This is a genomic window from Lachnospiraceae bacterium oral taxon 500, from assembly GCA_002999035.1.
Classification (GTDB): Bacteria; Bacillota; Clostridia; order Lachnospirales; family Vallitaleaceae; genus W11650.
The window spans coordinates 2,949,076-2,967,290 of sequence record CP027241.1 but is presented as its reverse complement, the minus strand read 5'-3'; the positions used below and the strand labels follow the sequence as shown (position 1 = coordinate 2,967,290).

14 protein-coding genes are annotated in these 18,215 nt (G+C 48.7%); all 14 read left to right on the top strand.

All coding sequences use genetic code 11. The features are described from left to right. The first annotated feature begins 73 nt into the window (after positions 1–73). The 14 genes from rnc to C3V36_13470 all read left to right on the top strand — a co-directional run bounded on the left by rnc (position 74) and on the right by C3V36_13470 (position 18,191). Positions 74–754, top strand: a complete 681-nt coding sequence (gene rnc / locus C3V36_13535) for a ribonuclease III (protein AVM70182.1) — start codon at positions 74–76, stop codon at positions 752–754. Then, positions 745–4,296: a chromosome segregation protein SMC gene (gene smc, locus C3V36_13530; protein ID AVM70181.1), complete on the top strand. Its 3,552-nt coding sequence runs from the start codon at positions 745–747 to the stop codon at positions 4,294–4,296. Before rnc ends, smc begins: the two co-directional genes overlap by 10 nt. Beyond that, positions 4,296–5,726 (top strand): signal recognition particle-docking protein FtsY, encoded by a 1,431-nt coding sequence (locus C3V36_13525; protein AVM70180.1) that lies wholly within the window; start codon positions 4,296–4,298, stop codon positions 5,724–5,726. The genes smc and C3V36_13525 overlap by 1 nt, the downstream gene beginning before the upstream one ends. A gap of 204 nt (positions 5,727–5,930) precedes the next feature. Then, entirely contained in the window at positions 5,931–6,371 is a 441-nt protein-coding gene (locus C3V36_13520) for a hypothetical protein (protein ID AVM70179.1), read from the top strand. A gap of 169 nt (positions 6,372–6,540) precedes the next feature. Beyond that, complete coding sequence (locus tag C3V36_13515; protein ID AVM70178.1) at positions 6,541–8,163, top strand: hypothetical protein; 1,623 nt, start codon at positions 6,541–6,543, stop codon at positions 8,161–8,163. Between the two features lie 211 nt (positions 8,164–8,374). Then, positions 8,375–9,502 carry a DNA-protecting protein DprA gene (gene dprA, locus C3V36_13510; GenBank protein ID AVM70177.1) on the top strand — a complete coding sequence of 376 codons (1,128 nt, stop codon included), beginning with the start codon at positions 8,375–8,377 and terminating at the stop codon, positions 9,500–9,502. Positions 9,503–9,905: 403 nt separating this feature from the next. Continuing rightward, positions 9,906–11,987, top strand: coding sequence for a type I DNA topoisomerase (locus C3V36_13505; protein ID AVM70176.1), 2,082 nt, complete (start codon positions 9,906–9,908; stop codon positions 11,985–11,987). Between the two features lie 768 nt (positions 11,988–12,755). Further along, positions 12,756–13,532, top strand: a complete 777-nt coding sequence (locus tag C3V36_13500) for a GTP-sensing pleiotropic transcriptional regulator CodY (protein ID AVM70175.1) — start codon at positions 12,756–12,758, stop codon at positions 13,530–13,532. A gap of 7 nt (positions 13,533–13,539) precedes the next feature. Beyond that, on the top strand, positions 13,540–13,956 hold the full coding sequence (flgB, locus tag C3V36_13495) for a flagellar basal body rod protein FlgB (protein ID AVM70174.1): 417 nt from the start codon (positions 13,540–13,542) through the stop codon (positions 13,954–13,956). A gap of 17 nt (positions 13,957–13,973) precedes the next feature. After that, entirely contained in the window at positions 13,974–14,414 is a 441-nt protein-coding gene (gene flgC / locus C3V36_13490) for a flagellar basal body rod protein FlgC (protein AVM70173.1), read from the top strand. 11 nt (positions 14,415–14,425) lie between these two features. Further along, positions 14,426–14,734 carry a flagellar hook-basal body complex protein FliE gene (locus tag C3V36_13485; GenBank protein ID AVM70172.1) on the top strand — a complete coding sequence of 103 codons (309 nt, stop codon included), beginning with the start codon at positions 14,426–14,428 and terminating at the stop codon, positions 14,732–14,734. Between the two features lie 59 nt (positions 14,735–14,793). Continuing rightward, positions 14,794–16,395 (top strand): flagellar M-ring protein FliF, encoded by a 1,602-nt coding sequence (gene fliF, locus C3V36_13480; GenBank protein AVM70171.1) that lies wholly within the window; start codon positions 14,794–14,796, stop codon positions 16,393–16,395. Next, positions 16,376–17,398, top strand: a complete 1,023-nt coding sequence (locus tag C3V36_13475; protein ID AVM70170.1) for a flagellar motor switch protein FliG — start codon at positions 16,376–16,378, stop codon at positions 17,396–17,398. The genes fliF and C3V36_13475 overlap by 20 nt, the downstream gene beginning before the upstream one ends. Beyond that, on the top strand, positions 17,391–18,191 hold the full coding sequence (locus C3V36_13470; protein AVM70169.1) for a hypothetical protein: 801 nt from the start codon (positions 17,391–17,393) through the stop codon (positions 18,189–18,191). Before C3V36_13475 ends, C3V36_13470 begins: the two co-directional genes overlap by 8 nt. Positions 18,192–18,215: the final 24 nt, after the last annotated feature.

Below are 18,215 nucleotides of genomic sequence, written 5' to 3'. Positions count from 1 at the left end.
GGGAACTTTACGGCAGAGAAGCGGTTGCGGCGCCGGATATTTTGACCGGCGCAGGAGGCAGAAAGGAGAGCATATGTTTGAGTCAAAAGAAAAGCTTGAATTAATAATTGCGTATAAGTTTCATTATCCGGAATTATTAATTCAAGCTTTAACACACAGCTCACATATCAACGAAAGCCGGCTCTTAAAGACGGAAAGCAATGAACGGCTGGAGTTTTTGGGTGATGCGGTGCTGGAGATTATTGTTTCGGATTATTTGTACCACAGGTACGCTGCCCTGCCCGAGGGGGAGCTGACCCGGATGCGGGCTGCGATGGTGTGTGAAAGTTCGCTGGCTGACTTTGCCCGGACGATTGCGCTGGGAGATTTTTTGGTCTTGGGCAAAGGCGAAGAAGCAACCGGCGGCCGGGAGCGGAACTCGGTACTGGCAGATGCGGTGGAGGCGCTGCTGGGGGCGATTTATCTGGACGGCGGACTGGAAATTGCCAGGGAGTTTTTGCAGAAGCATTTTTTAGGCAAAAGAGAACAAAGTTTTATTGATTTTAAAACGCTGCTTCAGGAAAAAATTCAAAAGACCAGTGATATTCCGTTAAGCTATCAACTTATCGGCGAGCAGGGGCCGGATCATAAGAAAGAGTTTGTGATGGAAGTCTGGCATGATGGTCAGCGGCTCGGCCGGGGAGCGGGAGGCAGTAAGAAAGCCGCTCAGCAGCAGGCGGCCAAAGCAGCAATGGAGGAACTCGGATGTATTTAAAATCAGTGGAATTGTACGGCTTTAAGTCGTTTCCCAATAAGATTCATTTTCAATTTGAACATGGCATTACCGCGATTGTCGGGCCAAACGGCAGCGGCAAAAGCAATATTGCCGATGCCGTGCGCTGGGTGCTGGGCGAGCAGTCCGCCAAGCAGCTGCGGGGCAGCAGTATGCAGGATGTCATCTTTGCCGGGACGGAAACACGCAAACCGCTGGGCTATTGTCAGGTGGATTTGACGATTGACAACAGCGACAAGGTTTTACCGGTGGATTACAGCGAGGTTAAGGTCAGCCGCCGGGTCTATCGTTCCGGTGACAGCGATTATATGATTAACGGCAGTTCCTGCCGGCTGAAGGATATTCACGCCCTTTTTTTGGATACCGGCGTGGGCAAAGAAGGATATTCCATCATTGGGCAGGGGCAGATTGAACGGATTTTATCGGCCAGACCGGAAGACCGGCGGCTGCTGTTTGATGAAGCGGCCGGAATTGTTAAGTTTAAGGAAAGAAAAGCGGCGGCGCTGCAAAAATTAGAGGAAGAAACGCTTGACCTAGCCAGGCTGTCCGATTTAATCGAGGAATTGGAAAAGCAGGAGAAAACTTTGGGTGAGCAGGCAGTAACAGCTAAGGAGTATTTGCGCCTGCGCGATGATTTAAAAAAATATGAAATTAACAGCTTTTTGCGGCTGATGGACAGCTTTGCCGATAATTTAAAGGCTTTAACCGAGAAAAACGCAATTGTTTCGGCCGATTTACAGGAACGAAAAACTGTTTATGAGCGCCGGGAAAAGGAATATGAGGAAATTGCAGAGCAGCTTCGGGAGAAAGAAAGAGCCTATGAGGAAGTCAGCGAACTGGCGCATGACCAAAAGCTGAATGCAGAAAGAGCGAGTGCGGCGATTCGGCTTGATCAGGAGCGGCTGACTTATTTGACCAGCAATCACACCGCTTTAAAGAGCCGGACGGAGGAGCTTTACGAGCGCCAACTCCAGCAGGAGAAAGAATTGGTGCTGCTGGCGCGGCAGGACGAAAAAGAGCGGCAGGCCTTACAGGAAAGGCAGCAGGAAGCGGCTGCTTTTGCTGTCACTAAAAATGAATTAGAGGAGCAGCTGGAACAGGAAAATCAGAAAAAGCTGGCTTATCAGGAGCAGAAGTTAAACCGGGTGCGGCAGACAGCCGAGCGGGAAGCGGCCTTGCGTCAGCTGGAAGCGGAAAGCGAGAGCAGCCGTAAGCAGCAGGAGGCGGTCGCGGCCCGGCAGACGATGATAGATCGAACAGCGGCCGTGCTGGAGCGGGAGATTGCCGCCTGCCGGCAGCAGGAAGAAGAATTGCTCCGCCGTCAGGACGAACTTTTGCAGGCTAAGACCGTTGCCGCCAAGACGACGGCGAAGCAGGAGCTGGAACTGGCTGAACTGGAGAAGAAAGAGCGGCAGCTGCAAACGGCTTACCGGGAAAAAGAATCGCGTAAAAATGCTTTGATGGATTTGGAAAGCAATTACGAGGGATATTTTCTGGCGGTTAAAAAGGTGCTTGACCGCAAGGAAGCGGGAACCATCGGGGTGGTTGCCGATATTCTTGAAGTTGAAGAAAAATACCAAAAGGCGATTGAAACCGCTCTGGGAAATCGCTTGCAGAATATTATCACCCAAACCGATCAGGATGCCGAAGATGCGATTGCATTTTTAAAGCAAAATAAGTTTGGCCGGGCGACCTTCCTGCCGTTAAACACCGTAACCGGAGCCAGAGCGAAAGATATTGAAGCGGCGCCGGGCTATTTGGGCATTGCCGCCGATTTGGTTAAATACGACCGGCGGTATGAAAACATTGTATTGTCCTTGCTGGGCAATCTATTTGTGACCGATACACTGCCAAATGCCAGAAAATTAGCGGCCAGACATCAGCAAAGGCTGCGCATCATTACTCTGGAGGGCGATATTTTAAGCCCGGGCGGCAGTATCAGCGGCGGTGAGTTTAAAAATGCCAAAAGTATGATTTTTTCCAGAAAAAATGATATTTTAAAGTTGGAGGCGGAATTGGCCGAGCTAAACACGGAGCTGGCGCAGGCAGCGGCAGCTTTGGCAGGATGCCGGCAAAAAGTGCAGGCCGGCCGGCAGGAGAGCGAGGCGATCACCGCCCGAGAACAGGCGGCTAATCTGGAAATGAACCGGCTGATTTTGGTGCTGGAGCAAAAAAAGAAGGAACGGGATCAGCAAACAGAGGAACGGAATAGTTTACAGCAGGAAGCGGACGAGTTGAAAGCCCGGCTGCAAAAGTTATCGGAAGCAAAGCGGGCGCAGGCCGAGAATGGGGAGGTGCTTTCTGCCGAGGAGCAAACTGCCGCCGAGGAAAAACTGGAAGAAACGCTGCAAATGCTGCAAAGTGATTTAGACTGTGTCAATGAAGATATCATGGAAGTGAAGCTGCAAATCACGGCGATGGAAGAGCGTTTGTCGCACAGTGAAGAACGGGTTCAGGCAATCCGGCAGACCATCAGCGAAGCGGATATCAAGCGGGCGGAGCTGGCGGCGGAACTGACGGCGATTGATTTGGAAAAGTTGAAAAAAGAACAGACCTTAGAGGAGCAGAAGCTTTTGCTGGCTGAGTTTTTAAGCGGCCAGAAAGATGCGGAGGAAAAGCGGGTTCTGCTCAAAAATGAAAAGGCACTGATTCAGGCCAAAAAAGAAAATCTGCAGGCCAATAAGGAGAATTACTACAAAGAGGTCAGCCTTTTGGAAAAAGAGCAGATCCGGCTGGGCATGCAGATTGATAAATACGAGGAGCAGAAAGAAGCGCAGGCTGACTATATGTGGACGGAATACGAGCTGACTTACTCGACCGCCAAGCCGTGGGAGCAACCAGATTTGGGGAGCGATGCGGCGCTGAGATCCAATATGAAGCGGCTGAAGGAAGAGATGAAAGCGCTGGGAGATGTTAATGTTGCCGCTATTACCGAATATCAGGAGGTTAGGGAGCGGCTTGATTTTAATGTCGGTCAGCGAGCGGATATTTTGGAAGCTGAGGGCAAGCTGAAAGCGATGATTGCCGATTTGGAGCAGCAAATGCAGGACCGCTTTGCCAGAGAGTTTGAGGAAATCAATCAGAGATTTTCCCGGGTCTTTCAGGAGTTGTTTGGCGGCGGGCAGGGTTATTTGGCGCTGACGGAAAAGGAAAATATCCTTGAAAGCGGCATTTCCATTCATGTTCAGCCACCGGGCAAGAAACTGAAAAATATGATGCTTCTGTCCGGCGGGGAGCGGGCTTTTACCGCGATTGCACTGCTTTTTGCCATTCAAAGCCTGCGCCCGTCGCCATTTTGTATTTTGGACGAGATTGAAGCGGCGCTTGATGATGCCAATGTCTATAAGTTTGCTACTTATTTGCATAAATTGACAAAAGACACGCAGTTTATTGTCATTACCCATCGGAAAGGAACGATGGAATCGGCCGATGCCCTTTACGGCATTACCATGCAGGAAAAAGGCGTATCGACGCAGGTGTCAGTGAAGATGATTGAAAACGATTTGGAGGAAAAAGAGGAATAATGGGAATTTTTGATTTTTTTAAAAAGAAAACAGGTGAAGCGCAAATCCCTGCCGAGTCGGAGAATATGGCCGAGGAGAAAAGGGATGCGGTTGAAGCGGAAATGACCGTTGGCGAAGTGGTTGTGTCGGATCAAGCGCCAGCCGAGCCAAGTCAGACTCAAGCAGCGGCGACTGCCGGAGAAGAAACGGCGGACAGGTCTGGTGCTCAAGCCGGTGATCAGGCAAATTGGGTGGAAGCAGAAGCCGGAGAAAGGTTAGTAAATTCGGCAGACCGTCAAAGTGCTGAGATGGACGCAGCGGCTGGGAGCGGAGAGGCAGCGGTAAAGCGGGAGGCGGAAGAATGCTTTGCGGTGGCTGAAAATGAGGAGGCCGCTAAACTATCAAGTGAGATGGCTACAGCAGAAGATGTGGCGGCTGAAAGCAAGGAAGCCGATGAATCATTGATTGAACCGGCGGCGGAAGCGGCGCAGGAGTCGGCCGTTTCAGAATCAGAGCCGGTAGAAGAAGTACCGCAGAAAAAGGGCTTTTTCCGGAAGCTGGTCGAGGGATTGTCCAAGACCCGGCAACATGTGATGCAGGGGGTCAATGATGTATTGAGCAGCTTTACCTCGATTGATGAAGAGTTTTATGAGGAATTGGAAGAAGCACTGATTATGGGGGATTTAGGCGTAAATACCGCCATTAAAATCGTTGCCGGGCTGAAAACCAAGGTCAAAGAAAGAAAAATCAAAGACCCGCAGCAGGTGAAAAGCCTGCTCAAGGAAGAATTAAAAGAGCAGATGCGGACGGCGGAGTCGGCCTATGATTTTATTAACCAAAAATCGGTCATTTTAGTCATCGGGGTCAACGGCGTGGGCAAAACTACAACCATTGGCAAGCTGGCCGCACAATATAAAAAGGACGGCAAGCAGGTTATGCTGGCGGCGGCCGATACCTTTCGGGCGGCAGCAATCGACCAGTTAAAGGAATGGGCGAATCGCTCGGCCGTGCCGATTGTGGCGCAGGCGGAAAACTCCGATCCGGGGGCGGTCATTTTTGACGCAATTGCTTCGGCAAAAAGCAAGGGGGTTGATATCCTGATTTGCGATACGGCCGGCCGGCTTCATAATAAGAAAAATCTGATGGCTGAACTGGGCAAGATTTACCGGATTATCGGCCGGGAATATCCAGAGGCACATTTGGAGGTGTTTTTGGTGCTGGACAGTACAACCGGGCAAAATGCATTGGCGCAGGCCAAGGAATTTAAGGAGATGGCGGATATTACCGGGATTGTTCTGACGAAATTGGACGGCACATCTAAGGGCGGCATTGCGGTAGCAATTGCGGCGGATTTGGCTCTGCCGGTCAAATATATCGGTGTTGGCGAGGGAATTGAAGATTTGCGGCCCTTTGATGCGGACAGCTTTATTGAAGCGCTGTTTGAGGAATAAAAAAACCAACTTTGGCGATAACCGCTATATTAAAGATATGGCCGAGCAAATGGAGGAAGAGCAAGAGGATTGAAATAGAAACCGCCACAAAACAGTTGCTGCCGTTCGGGCTTGATGTTCTCTCAACTACTGGTATAATGGTGATAAGGGCGTAAAAAGTTTAATCCTTTAAAACATTATGAAAGAGAAAGGCGGGAGAATAAGATGTGTGAAGAATGTTATAGCGATAAGAGCCGGATTACGCCGCTGCTAAAGCCAAGAGATTGTCTGGAAAAGCACACCCAGTATATCTGCGGGAGATGCGGCCGCTGTATTTGTATTGAGCATGATCCGCAGCGCGGTTTGCAGCGCTGGAACTTCCCTTATAAAACAGCCGAAATTGCTAAATTGTATTTAAGGACAGCGGACTATACCATGAAAAAGCCCTGCGGTATTTATGAAATCAAAGGTGAGAACGGCCGGCTGTCCTATAAGATTTTTGCCGGTCAGGCGGAGCTGAGAGCTTATCTGGCCAAGAACAAGGATAAGCGCTGCGACAGCATGGCGCCGCTGTTTCAGGCCGAAGCATACCGGGAATATCCTGGCACGCAGGTGCGGCGGCTAACGGCGGCCGAAATCGAAAAGTATATGGCGGAGCGGGAGTAAGTCATATTCTAAAAATCACGGACGGGTGAAGCGGACAAATGCTTTGCCCGGCCGTGATTTTTTATTTTGAAAAAATCTCTAAATTCCACAAATTGCGGACGACTTTTATAGCTGAAATGAATATAATAGAAATAAGAGCGGAAAGACAGGATTCAGCAAGGAGGAGGATATGTATCATTCGATTAAAACAGCGGGTTTGTGCGGGGTTCAGGGGTATATTGTCAATGCCGAGATTGACGTGGCTGAGGGTTTTCCCAAGCTGGAACTGGTTGGTCTGGCGCATAATTCAGTCAGGGAAAGCATTGAACGGGTACGGACAGCGCTAAAAAACACCGGTTATCTTTTTCCCTATAAGCGGGTTACGATTAACTTGGCGCCGGCTCAGATCAAAAAATACGGTTCGCATTATGATTTGCCGATTGCACTGGGGATTCTCTCAGCTTCGGGGCAGATGGAGCTGGGAGAATTAAACGATAAACTGATGCTGGGTGAATTATCATTAAACGGCGAGCTGATTGGAGTAAGGGGAGCGCTGGCTATGGTTGAGGCCGCCCGGCGGCAGGGGGTTCAGGAAGTGCTGCTGCCGCTTAAAAATTGGCCGGAGGTTTGCTTTTATCAGGATATTCGGATTGTGCCGCTGGGGAGCTTACAAGAGGTAATTGTGTATTTGCGTGAAAATAAACTGCCGGCCGAAATCAGCCGCAGAATGACGGAACTGGCAGCGCTTTCTGCTGCCGGAGCGGCTGAAAATCAGGGGCAAGCGCTGGCGATTGCCCGAATGGGGGAGAGGATTGAGGAACTGCCGACAGAAGCGGAGGAAGTTTCACATCAGATTGACTTTAACGATATTTGCGGGCAAAATGTGGCCAAACGGGCAGTCAGCATTGCGGTTGCCGGTATGCATCATCTGCTGCTGGTCGGCCCGCCCGGTACCGGGAAATCAATGCTGGCCAAAGCAGTGCCGGGACTGCTGCCGGCTCTTAGCCGGGAAGAAATGATTGAAGTGACCCGGGTTTACAGTGCGGCCGGAAAGCTCCTCGGCAAAACGCCGGTTATCAGCCGCCGGATGTACCGGGCGCCGCACCACACGATTACCGAAGCCGGGCTCTTGGGCGGCGGCCGCCCGCTGCTGCCGGGCGAGGTATCGCTGGCACATAAAGGCGTTTTGTTTCTGGATGAGTTTGCCGAGTTCCCGAAACCGCTCTTAGATACGCTGCGCCAACCTTTGGAGGATAAGCATATTATGCTGTCCAGGATGAACGAGCAGGCGGATTTTCCCACCGATTTTCTCTTGATCGCCTCCATGAATCCCTGCCCTTGCGGCTATTATCCTGATATGGAGCGCTGTCGCTGCAGCGAATATGACATCAAGCGCTATCACAAGAAAATATCGGGGCCGATTTTAGACCGATTGGATATCTTTGCCGAGGTTGACCGGCCGATGTTGGCAGCGCTTTCGCCTGCGGTTTCGGGTAAAAGCAGCAGCCAGTACGGCGAACAGATTAAGGCGGCACAGCAGCTGCAAAGAGAGAGACTAAGAAAGGACAATATTTTATATAACTCGCAGATTAGCCCGGCCCGGATTGAAGCTTACTGCCCGATGGATCAGGCGGCGACCGAGATTTTAGAGGGAGCATATCGGCGTCAAAAACTTTCACTCCGCAGTTATCACCGGCTGATTCGGCTCAGCCGGACGATTGCCGATATGGAGGGGAAAGAAAAGATTGAGGCCAAGCATATGGCGGAAGCGTTCAGTTACCGGGTGGCATATCATAAATATTTTTCATCATAAATTCCGAAAGGCTCACAAAATGATGAAAAATACAGTTTTCTTTGGCATAGACTTTTTTGCAAATAAGGGAAACGCTTTACATTTTTGCGGCGGCAGCTAACGGCAATTTAGGAAGATGGTTCGCTCAAACGCGGGGATGAAAGCGCGGAATGATCAGCCGAACTTAGAAAGGAGAAAATCATAACCTTTATCGGGATTATGAAGTAAAAAAATGGAAAGAGAAATTTATTGGCTGTGGCTGTCGTCCATTCGCGGCATGGGAGCGGTTAAGCTAAGCCGGCTGCTTCGGGAGTGGCCGGATGCCGAAGCGATTTATTATGAAGGGGAAGAACGGATTTTAGAGTTTATGAAAAAGCAGGAGCGCTTTCGGGAGGAGGATTTTTTGGAGCTTTGCGCCGCCAAAAGACAGATCGAGCGCTGCCGCCGGGAGTGGGACAGGTTGAACCGGGAAGGGGTGCGGGTTATTTCTGTTGATCAGCCGGACTACCCGGAGCGGCTGAAAATGATTCCGGGTGCGCCGCCGCTGCTTTTTGTCAAAGGGGATTGGCGATTGGAGCAAGGCGGGAATACACCGGTACTGGCGGTAGTCGGCACCAGACGAGCCAGTCTTTACGGCCGGGAGGCAGCAGTAGCTTTGGGCAGAGCCTGTGCCGAATATGGAGTGATTTTGGTCAGCGGGATGGCGGCCGGGATTGATGGTATTGCCCAAAGAGAATGCCTGAAGCATGGCGGATACAGCATCGGTGTGCTCGGTTCCGGTTTAGGTTATCAGTTTCCGGCCGGCAACCGGGATTTGTATTTGGAAATGGAACAAAGAGGCGCATTAATCAGCGAAGAATGGTATCAAACACCGCCGCAGGCTGCGCTTTTTCCCAAGCGGAATCGGATTATCAGTGGTTTAGCCGAAGCGGTGGTAGTAGTGGAGGCAGCAGAAAAAAGCGGCTCTTTGATTACGGCCGACTATGCTTTGGAGCAGGGCAGGGATGTTTACGCCGTGCCAGGGCGCTTAAATGATCCGGCCAGCAGCGGCTGCAACCGGTTGATTGCCCAGGGCGCCTATCTTCTGGAAAATGTGGAACGCTTTATGGCGGAGTTTGCCGGCCGGATAAAATCCGATATTCAGCCGCCGGCAGTGCCGGAGTGGAAAAAGGATTTGGCGGAAAATGAAAAGCTGGTTTATCAAAATATCGGTGCAGATCCGGTTTACATCGGGCGTTTGCAGGAAAAAAGCGGTTTAGAGCCGGGCGAATTGCAGCTTTGCTTGCTGCAGCTGGAGTGGAAGGGCTATATTCAGCAGATTTCAGCCGGTTATTACGGCTTGGCCAATTTTATTTTATGATAACGTGTCGGAAGTATGAAAATTTAGGCGTGACTCCTCGGCAAGAGGTGCCATCCTTTTTTGACAAGAGCCGTCATTTTATAACTCAACTTTCCCCTGATCGAAGTGCTGCGCACTTCTGCCCGGGCGGGCGTCCTGCCTAAAAAAGACTGTTCTAACGAATATGGGAAAGTCGAGTTTATAAAAAATCATAAAATTTTAAAAAAACTCTTGTATAAAACATCGAAATAGTATATCCTTATACCAGTTGATTTGATGATATCAGAATCCAAAAAATAGAAATCTGAGCGGGGTTTACCTGTAAAAGAATTAAAAGATAATTGCAGCAATGGGATAAGACGGGAGCTTTATTTAGGCAAAGCTCTTTTTCTTTCGGAAATTATCAGAATTACTAGGAGGAAACATGGCAAAAAATTTGGTAATTGTAGAATCTCCGGCCAAGGCCAAAACAATCAAAAAGTTTTTGGGCAAAAATTATACGGTGGAAGCGTCGATGGGACATGTTCGGGATTTGCCGAAAAGCAGTTTGGGGGTTTCTCCGGAAAATGATTTTGAGCCGAAATATATTACGATTCGCGGGAAAGGGCCGCTGATTGCAAACCTGAAGAAAGAGGCTAAAAAAGCGGATAAGATTTATCTGGCCACTGACCCTGACCGGGAGGGCGAAGCAATATCCTGGCATTTGCAGACGATTTTGGAAAGTATTAAAGCGCCGATTTACCGGATTACTTTTAATGAGATTACCAAACAGGCAGTATCCTCTTCGATCAAAAAAGCCAGGCCGATTGATATGGATTTGGTGGACGCTCAGCAGGCCAGACGGGTGCTGGATCGGATTGTCGGCTATAAAATCAGTCCGCTGTTGTGGGCCAAGGTCAAGAAAGGGCTGTCGGCCGGTCGGGTACAGTCGGTGGCGCTGCATTTAATCTGCGAAAGGGAAAAGGAGATTGAGGCTTTTTTGCCGCAGGAATATTGGACTTTACAGCTGGATTTGACGGATGCCAAAGGGAAAAATAAGTTTCGGGCGGACTTTTACGGCGCAGACGGCAAAAAAATAGAATTAGGCAGTGAAGCGGAAACGGAAAAGGTTTTGGTGGAGTTGTCCCGGGAAAAGCCGGTGCTGACTGAGAAGAAAGAAAGCACCCGTCGGCGGAGCGCACCGCTGCCGTTTAAGACCAGCACCTTGCAGCAGGAAGCGGCTAAGGCGCTGAACTTTACCACTGCCAAGACCATGCGGCTGGCTCAGCAGCTGTATGAAGGCGTGGACATTCCGGGGCGGGGGACTTTGGGTCTGATCACCTATTTAAGAACCGATTCGGTTCGGGTTGCCGAAGAAGCGGCGGCAGCAGCCGACGAGCAAATCCGCAGTGCATACGGTGAAAAATATTTGCGGACAGACGCGCCGAAGGAGACAAAAAAGGGCCGAAGCCAGGACGCGCATGAAGCCATCCGGCCATCTGTGCCGGAGCTTTCTCCGGCCGAGGTCAAGGAAGCCCTCGGGCGGGATTTGTTCCGTCTGTATCAGCTGATTTGGCGGCGGTTTATGGCCAGCCGGATGGCAGCGGCCGAATATAAAAGCGAAAGACTGACCATTCGGGCCGGAGAGTATGAACTGCGCGCTTCCGGTCAAAGCCTGGAGTTTGATGGTTATTTAAAATTGTATCAGGAGTTTGAGGAAGAAGAAAGCGGAACGGAAGCGTCCATCAGTGATTTTGCGGGTCTAAAGCAGGGCGCAGCTTTGAAAATAAAGGACAGCCAGAAGCAGCAGCATTTTACCCAGCCGCCGGCTCGCTACACCGAAGCCTCTTTGGTTAAACTTTTGGAGGAAAACGGAGTCGGCCGGCCCAGCACCTACGCGCCGACAATCAGTACGATTCTGGCCAGGGGTTATGTGGCCAAGGAGCAAAAATCCTTTTTCCCGACAGAGCTCGGGGAAATTGTGGATGCGATTATTACCAAATATTTTGACGATATTGTCAATATTGATTTTACAGCCGAAATGGAAGAAAAGCTGGATCGGATCGAGGACGGCAACTGCGACTGGCGGACACCGCTGCGGGAGTTTTACCCGGAACTGGCGGCCGATGTGGAGCGGGCGGAGCAGGAATTGGAAAAAGTAGAAATCAAGGACGAAGAAACCGATATCCTCTGTGAAAAATGCGGCCGCAATATGGTAATTAAGCTGGGGCGCTACGGTAAATTCTTGGCTTGTCCGGGCTTTCCCGAGTGCAGCCATACCAAGCCTTATTTTGAGGTGCTTCCCGGGGTGCTTTGTCCGAAATGCGGCGGTGCGGTGCAGATTAAGAAGACCAAAAAAGGCCGGCGCTATTTTGGCTGCGAAAATAATCCGGAGTGCGATTTTATGGTGTGGAATGAACCGGTGGCCAAGAAATGTGAACGCTGCGGTTCAATGATGCTGCGCAAGGGTAAGAAAATTCTTTGCTCCAATGAAGCATGCAAACATATTGAGGATGCCGACGAGTAAAGGCGGTGTGCGCAAGCTTGCCGGAATATCAACTATCAACGGTCTGCTATTATAATAAAGTTCAGGCAAGCCCACTGATAATTCGCTTTCAGCGAATTATCAGTGCATGCGTTCCGCAAATAGCCCATTAGAATTGATATTCCTTGCAAGCAAGCTTGCCGGAATATCAACCTCAACGGTCTGCTATTATAATACAGTTCAGGCAAGCCATTCGTAATTCGGCGAAAAGGGGAATAACTGTATTTTGATGGGAAATGAGTTTCGCCGAATTACTCATGTGTGCGTTCCGCAAATAGCCCGTCATACTTGATATGCCCCTGGAGAGCAAGCTCTCCATTGTCATATCAAGCATAACAGTCTGCTATTATAATACAGTTCAGGCAAGCCCACTGATAATTCGCTTTCAGCGAATTATCAGTGTATGCGTTCCGCAAATAGCCCATTAGAATTGATATTCCTTGCAAGCAAGCTTGCCGGAATATCAACTCTAATGGTCTGCTTGCCTGAACTGTAGACAAAATTCTTAAAATTATTTGACAGATTAGGTTGAAAAGAAATGAAAATTGAGTTATAATGAGTGATGCGATGATTAAGATTGTGTTACAAAAAATGATGATTATGATTAAAAATAAGTTATAATAAAATATAAATAAAAATGAAATCGGCTTTCCTGTGCCGGTTTTAATTGGCGTTTTTCATTTTTTTAGTTGGCGTGAGCCAAAAGCAACGGTACGGCATAAAGATTATTTATGGATCAGGAGGATGAAGATGAGCGTACAGTTATTGGATAAAACCAGAAAAATCAATCGTTTGCTCCAAAGAACAGGGGATGAGAGAATTGATTTTTCCGATATTTCCGAGGTAATGGGCGAAGTTATGGACTCGACCGTGCTGATTATCAGCCGCAAGGGCAAACTGCTGGCTTCTTATGAAAGACATAATATTCCGATTATTGAACAATTTTTAACAACCAAGTCCGGCGAATATATTAACGAAAAATTGAATGAGCGACTGCTGAATATTTTATCAACCAAGGAGAACATTAATTTAGTTACCCTTGGTTTTAGTGATGATATCACCGAGCAGGGATATTTGGGACTGGCGATTCCGGTGGATATTGCCGGCGAGCGGCTGGGCACCATCTTTTTATACCGCCTGCGTCAGGAGTATATGATTGATGATTTGATTTTGGCGGAATATTCGGCTACGGTGGTGGGGCTGGAGATTACCCGTTCGATTAACCAGGAAGAATCGGAAGAAACCAGAAAGCAAAACATGGTGCGCTCGGCTATCTCTACCTTGTCTTTTTCCGAGCAGGAGGCGGTTCGCCATATTTTCCGCGAACTGGAAGGCAACGAAGGCGTACTGATTGCATCCAAGGTGGCTGATCGGGCCGGAATTACCCGGTCGGTAATTGTCAACGGTCTGCGCAAGCTGGAATCGGCCGGTGTGATTGAGACCCGTTCGCTGGGGATGAAGGGGACCTATATCAGTGTGGTCAATGATAATTTATTAAAGGAATTAAATGGCTTAGAACAGGCATGAGTTTAGGATGTTGCAAAAATGGAAAGCTCTCGGAAAGGGGGAGAAAATGACAAACGGATTGATTGCCGGTTCGGAAGTGGCCCTGTACCGCAAAGCAATAAGCGCGGCTTGGGAAAGAAACCGAGTAATTTCGCATAATATGGCGAATAATGACGTGGCGGGGTATAAGCGTCTGGATGTTAAGTTTGAGGATCAGTTAAGGAATGCGGTGGACAGCCGTCGCCGGATCGATTTGGCGAAGCTGCAAAAAGTCAGGCCGGAGGTTTTTACCGACAAATCGAATTTGAGTTATCGCTGGGACGGCAATAATGTGGATATGGATACGGAAGCGGCATACCTGGCGGAAAATACGCAGCGCTATCAGGCACTGATCACGCAAATGAATTATAATTTTGCCCGTTTGAAAATGGTAATGACTAAATAGCGGGGAAAGGAGAAAAGATGGCTTATTTTGATTCCATGAAAATCAGTGCTTCGGGTATGACTGCTCAAAGGCTGCGGGCCGATATCATCGCCCAGAATCTGGCGAACGTCAAAACAACCCGGGCGGCCGACGGCAAGCCTTACCGGCGGCAGACGGTGCTGTTTGAAACTTTGCAGCGCCGACAGGAATTTAAAGATATTTTGACCAATTTTATGGGTAAGCAGACGAACGGCGGTGTCAAGGCGGCTCGGATTGTGCAGGATCGTTCTCCGCTGACAACGGTTTATGAGCCGAATCACCCGGATGCCGATGAAAACGGTTATGTCAGTTATCCGAATGTCAATGTGGTTCAGGAAATGACGGATTTGATTTCGGCGCATCGTTCCTACGAAGCAAATGTGACTGCCTTTAATGCGACTAAGGCGATGATCAGTAAGGCGCTGGAGATCGGCAGATAGGGGGATAGAGGATGATATATCGAATTGGTCCGGCAGGACTGGAAGCCAAGATGCTGGAAACTCTGGGAGTAAAGAAAGCTTCCGGTGCCGCATCGTTTGGTGAGATTTTTCAAAAAGCGGTCGCAGATCAATTGTCTGCTACGAATGAATTGATTCGGGGAGCTGATCAAAAAGGAATAGACTTTGCGCTGGGCAAGACTGATGATATCGCCGAAGTGATGGCGGCGCAGGAAATAGCCAGTGCTTCACTTCAGTTTACGGTGCAGCTGCGCAATTCTTTTTTGGAGGCGTATAATGAAATTATGCGTTTGCAGGTATAGAAGAACTTTTTATTTTTAAGGTTACCGGCAACTATTGTTAGTATTTTTGAGGTGTGAAAATGCCAGCTTTTATAACCCGTATATCGGAACAAATAACAAAGACCTGGAATCAGTTTGAGCGCAAGCAAAAGATACAGTTTATCGCGATTTTAGCGATTGCGGTCGTGGCGATTACTATTTTGGTTATTTACCTGAATCAGCCGCAGTATGTTTTGTTTGAACGCAATATGGATCCGGCGCGAGTAAATTCGATGAAAGAAGTTTTCGATGCCGAGAAAATTAAATACACGATCGAAAACAATGCGACTGCCATTTACATCGAGCGAAGCCAACGACAAAACGCAACACTGGCATTACAACGGGCGGGCATTTTAACGGCAGATCAAATCGATTATGATAAACTGTTTGAGAACAGTTTAACTATGACCCAAGAGGAAAAAAGATTAAAACAAAAATTATTTTTGCAGAGTGAATTGGAAAAAAGCATTGAGCTTTTGGATGTGGTAGCCGATGCCGATGTGGCCATTGTGATGGCCGATCAGGAACGGACGGTGCTGGATGATCAAACTCCCGCCTCGGCGGCAATTACACTCAAGCTGAGAGATGAGATTACCGAGAAGCAGGTACTGGGTATTGTTTCCTTGGTTTCCAAATATGTTAAGAATCTGGATAAAAACCATATTTCGATTTTGGATACGACCGGCCGGCTTCTGTATGACGGTGACGCAGCCGGAAGCCTGAATGGTATAAGCGGCAATATGGATTATAAAGTACAGCAGGAGCTTTTGATTCAGCAGAAAGTGCGTTCTATTTTGCTTTCGCGCGGAGAGTATGATGATGCGTTTGTAACGGTGGATTTAAAAATTGATTTCAGCGAGTCGACGGTTGTTTCCGAAAAGTACCGGCCGCTGGACGGCACCACCAAAGGTGTGACCTCTGAGGAAGAACGGCGCAATGTCGAAACCAGCAACACTGAAAATGCCAATCCGGTGGGAACGGATGCCAATCAGGAAACGACGTCAACCTATTTGACGCAGGCCGGCAATTCCAATTCAACCACCGAGGAGAGCAAGATCGCCTATAAAGTGGATACCGAAAAATCAACGACTTATCGGCCAAACGGTGCGATTGATTATCAGGGATCGAGCGTGGCGGTGGTTTTAAATAAGTTTAAAGTGTATGACCAGGTTCTGCTGGAAAGCCAAAAAGCCCTGGGCGACCTGAGCTGGGAAGATTTTAAGGAGCAAAACAATGTCCGCCGTAAATTGGAAGTCGATCCGGATATCATTAATCTGATCAGCCGGGCGACCAATAATATTCCCAATCCCGCCGTGCTGGCTTATGAGGTGCCGAAGTTCATTGACAAGCCGAGTTCGCATAATGTGATTCAGGATTATATTTTACTGGGTATTATTCTGTTAATGGTCATCTTGCTGGCGGTTGCCATTTTCTTAGGCACCAAGCCGGTTGAAGTGGTTAAGACCGAGCCGGAGCTTTCGGTTGAACAGCTTTTGACCAGTACCAGAACCGAGGAGCCGAAGGAGCCGATTACCGAGTTTAAATCGGAAGTCAGAAAACAGGTTGAGAAGTTTGTGGATGAAAATCCGGAAGCGGCGGCGACTTTGTTGCGTAACTGGTTGAATGATCAATGGGGAGGCTGATAAAATGGAATTAAGAGGAATTCAAAAAGCAGCAGCTTTGTTGATTGCTTTGGGGCCGGAGCGTTCTTCGGAAATCTTTAAGTATTTAAAAGAGGACGAGATTGAACAATTGACCCTGGAGATTGCTAATACCCGGGCAATCAGCGGCGATCAAAAAGAAGCGCTGCTGAATGAGTTTTATGAGATTTGTCTGGCGCAGCAATATATCAGCGAGGGCGGCATCAATTATGCCAAGGATGTTTTGGAAAAGGCGCTGGGTACAGATAAAGCGCTGGAAGTCATTGGCCGTCTGACCTCTTCTTTGCAGGTCAGACCGTTTGAATTCGTTCGCAAGACCGAACCGGCACAGTTGCTTAACTTTATTCAGGATGAGCATAATCAAACAATTGCCTTGATTTTATCCTATTTAAATGCCGGACAGGCATCGATGGTCTTAGCGGCTCTGCCGCTGGAGAAGCAGGCGGATGTGGCCCGCCGAATTGCTAAAATGGATAGAACCAGTCCCGATGTGATCAAGGATGTGGAAGACATTTTAGAAAGAAAGCTGTCCTCTTTGGTGACGCAGGATTTTACTATTGTCGGCGGCATCGAAGCGGTGGTCGATATCTTAAACTCGGCCGACCGGGCAACGGAAAAACATATCATGGAAACTTTGGAACTCGAGGATGCGGAACTGGCTGAGGAAATCCACAAGAAGATGTTTGTGTTCGAGGATATTCTGACTCTGGACGACCGTTCGGTGCAGAGAGTGCTGCGTGATGTTGACAACAATGTTCTGGCCATTGCTCTGAAGGGACAAAGTGAAGAAATTCAAAGCCTGATCTTTAAGAACCTGTCCAAACGTCTGGCAGCTATGATTAAGGAAGAAATGGAATTCATGGGACCGGTCCGGCTCAAGGATATTGAAGAATCGCAGCAGACGATTGTCGGAGTAATCAGAAAACTTGAGGACGCGCAGGAGATCGTTATTTCCAGAGGTGGAGGTGACGAGATCGTTGTCTAGGATAATTAAGCAAAACTACGCGACACTTTCTCCGGAAAAAAAAGTGATTCAAAATATCGGGGAATTGCGGCCGGCGGTACCGAAACAACCGAAAGAGGATAATGCCCTGATCAGGGTGGCGCTGGATGCGGCAGAAAACCGGAATCAGGACATGGAAGAAGCGGCGATTCGTTCGGAGGCAGAATGGACGGCGGAAATAGAGGCCCGGCAGGCCGAAGCAGAGCGGATTTTAGAAGATGCCAATGCAGCGAAGGCTAAGATTTACGAGGATGCTTACAACACTGGCATGGCCAAGGCCAAAGAGGAACTGGAGCGGCGGCGGGCGATTTTAGAGCAGGAATACGCGGATAAGAAAGACAGCGTAGAAAAGGAATTGCGTCGGCAGTATCAGTCCAAATATGCAGAGCAGCTGCGCCGGTTGGAAGGCGATATGATTCTGTGGCTGAAAGGGATGCTGGAAAAGTTAGTCGGAGAGGCCAGCCAAAAAGAGGAAACCTTGATTCATCTGGTGCGGATGGGTTTGCAGGAGATTTCTCTGCAGGGCGATTTGATTATCCGGGTATCGGGTGAGGACTTGAATTATGTTTTGGAGCATAAGGCTGAGTTGACGGAAGAATTAAGCGAAAAGTTGACAATTGAAGTCCTCAAGGATAAAGCTTTGAAAAAAAATCAATGCATTATCGAAACGGTTATGGGTAATATTGAATGCAGTTTAGATGTTCAGCTTAAGGGGATTGTTGACGAACTTCGGCTTATCTATGAAAGCATTATGAAAAACGAAAACAGAAATTAGCCGCAGCCGGTATGGCCGGAGGCG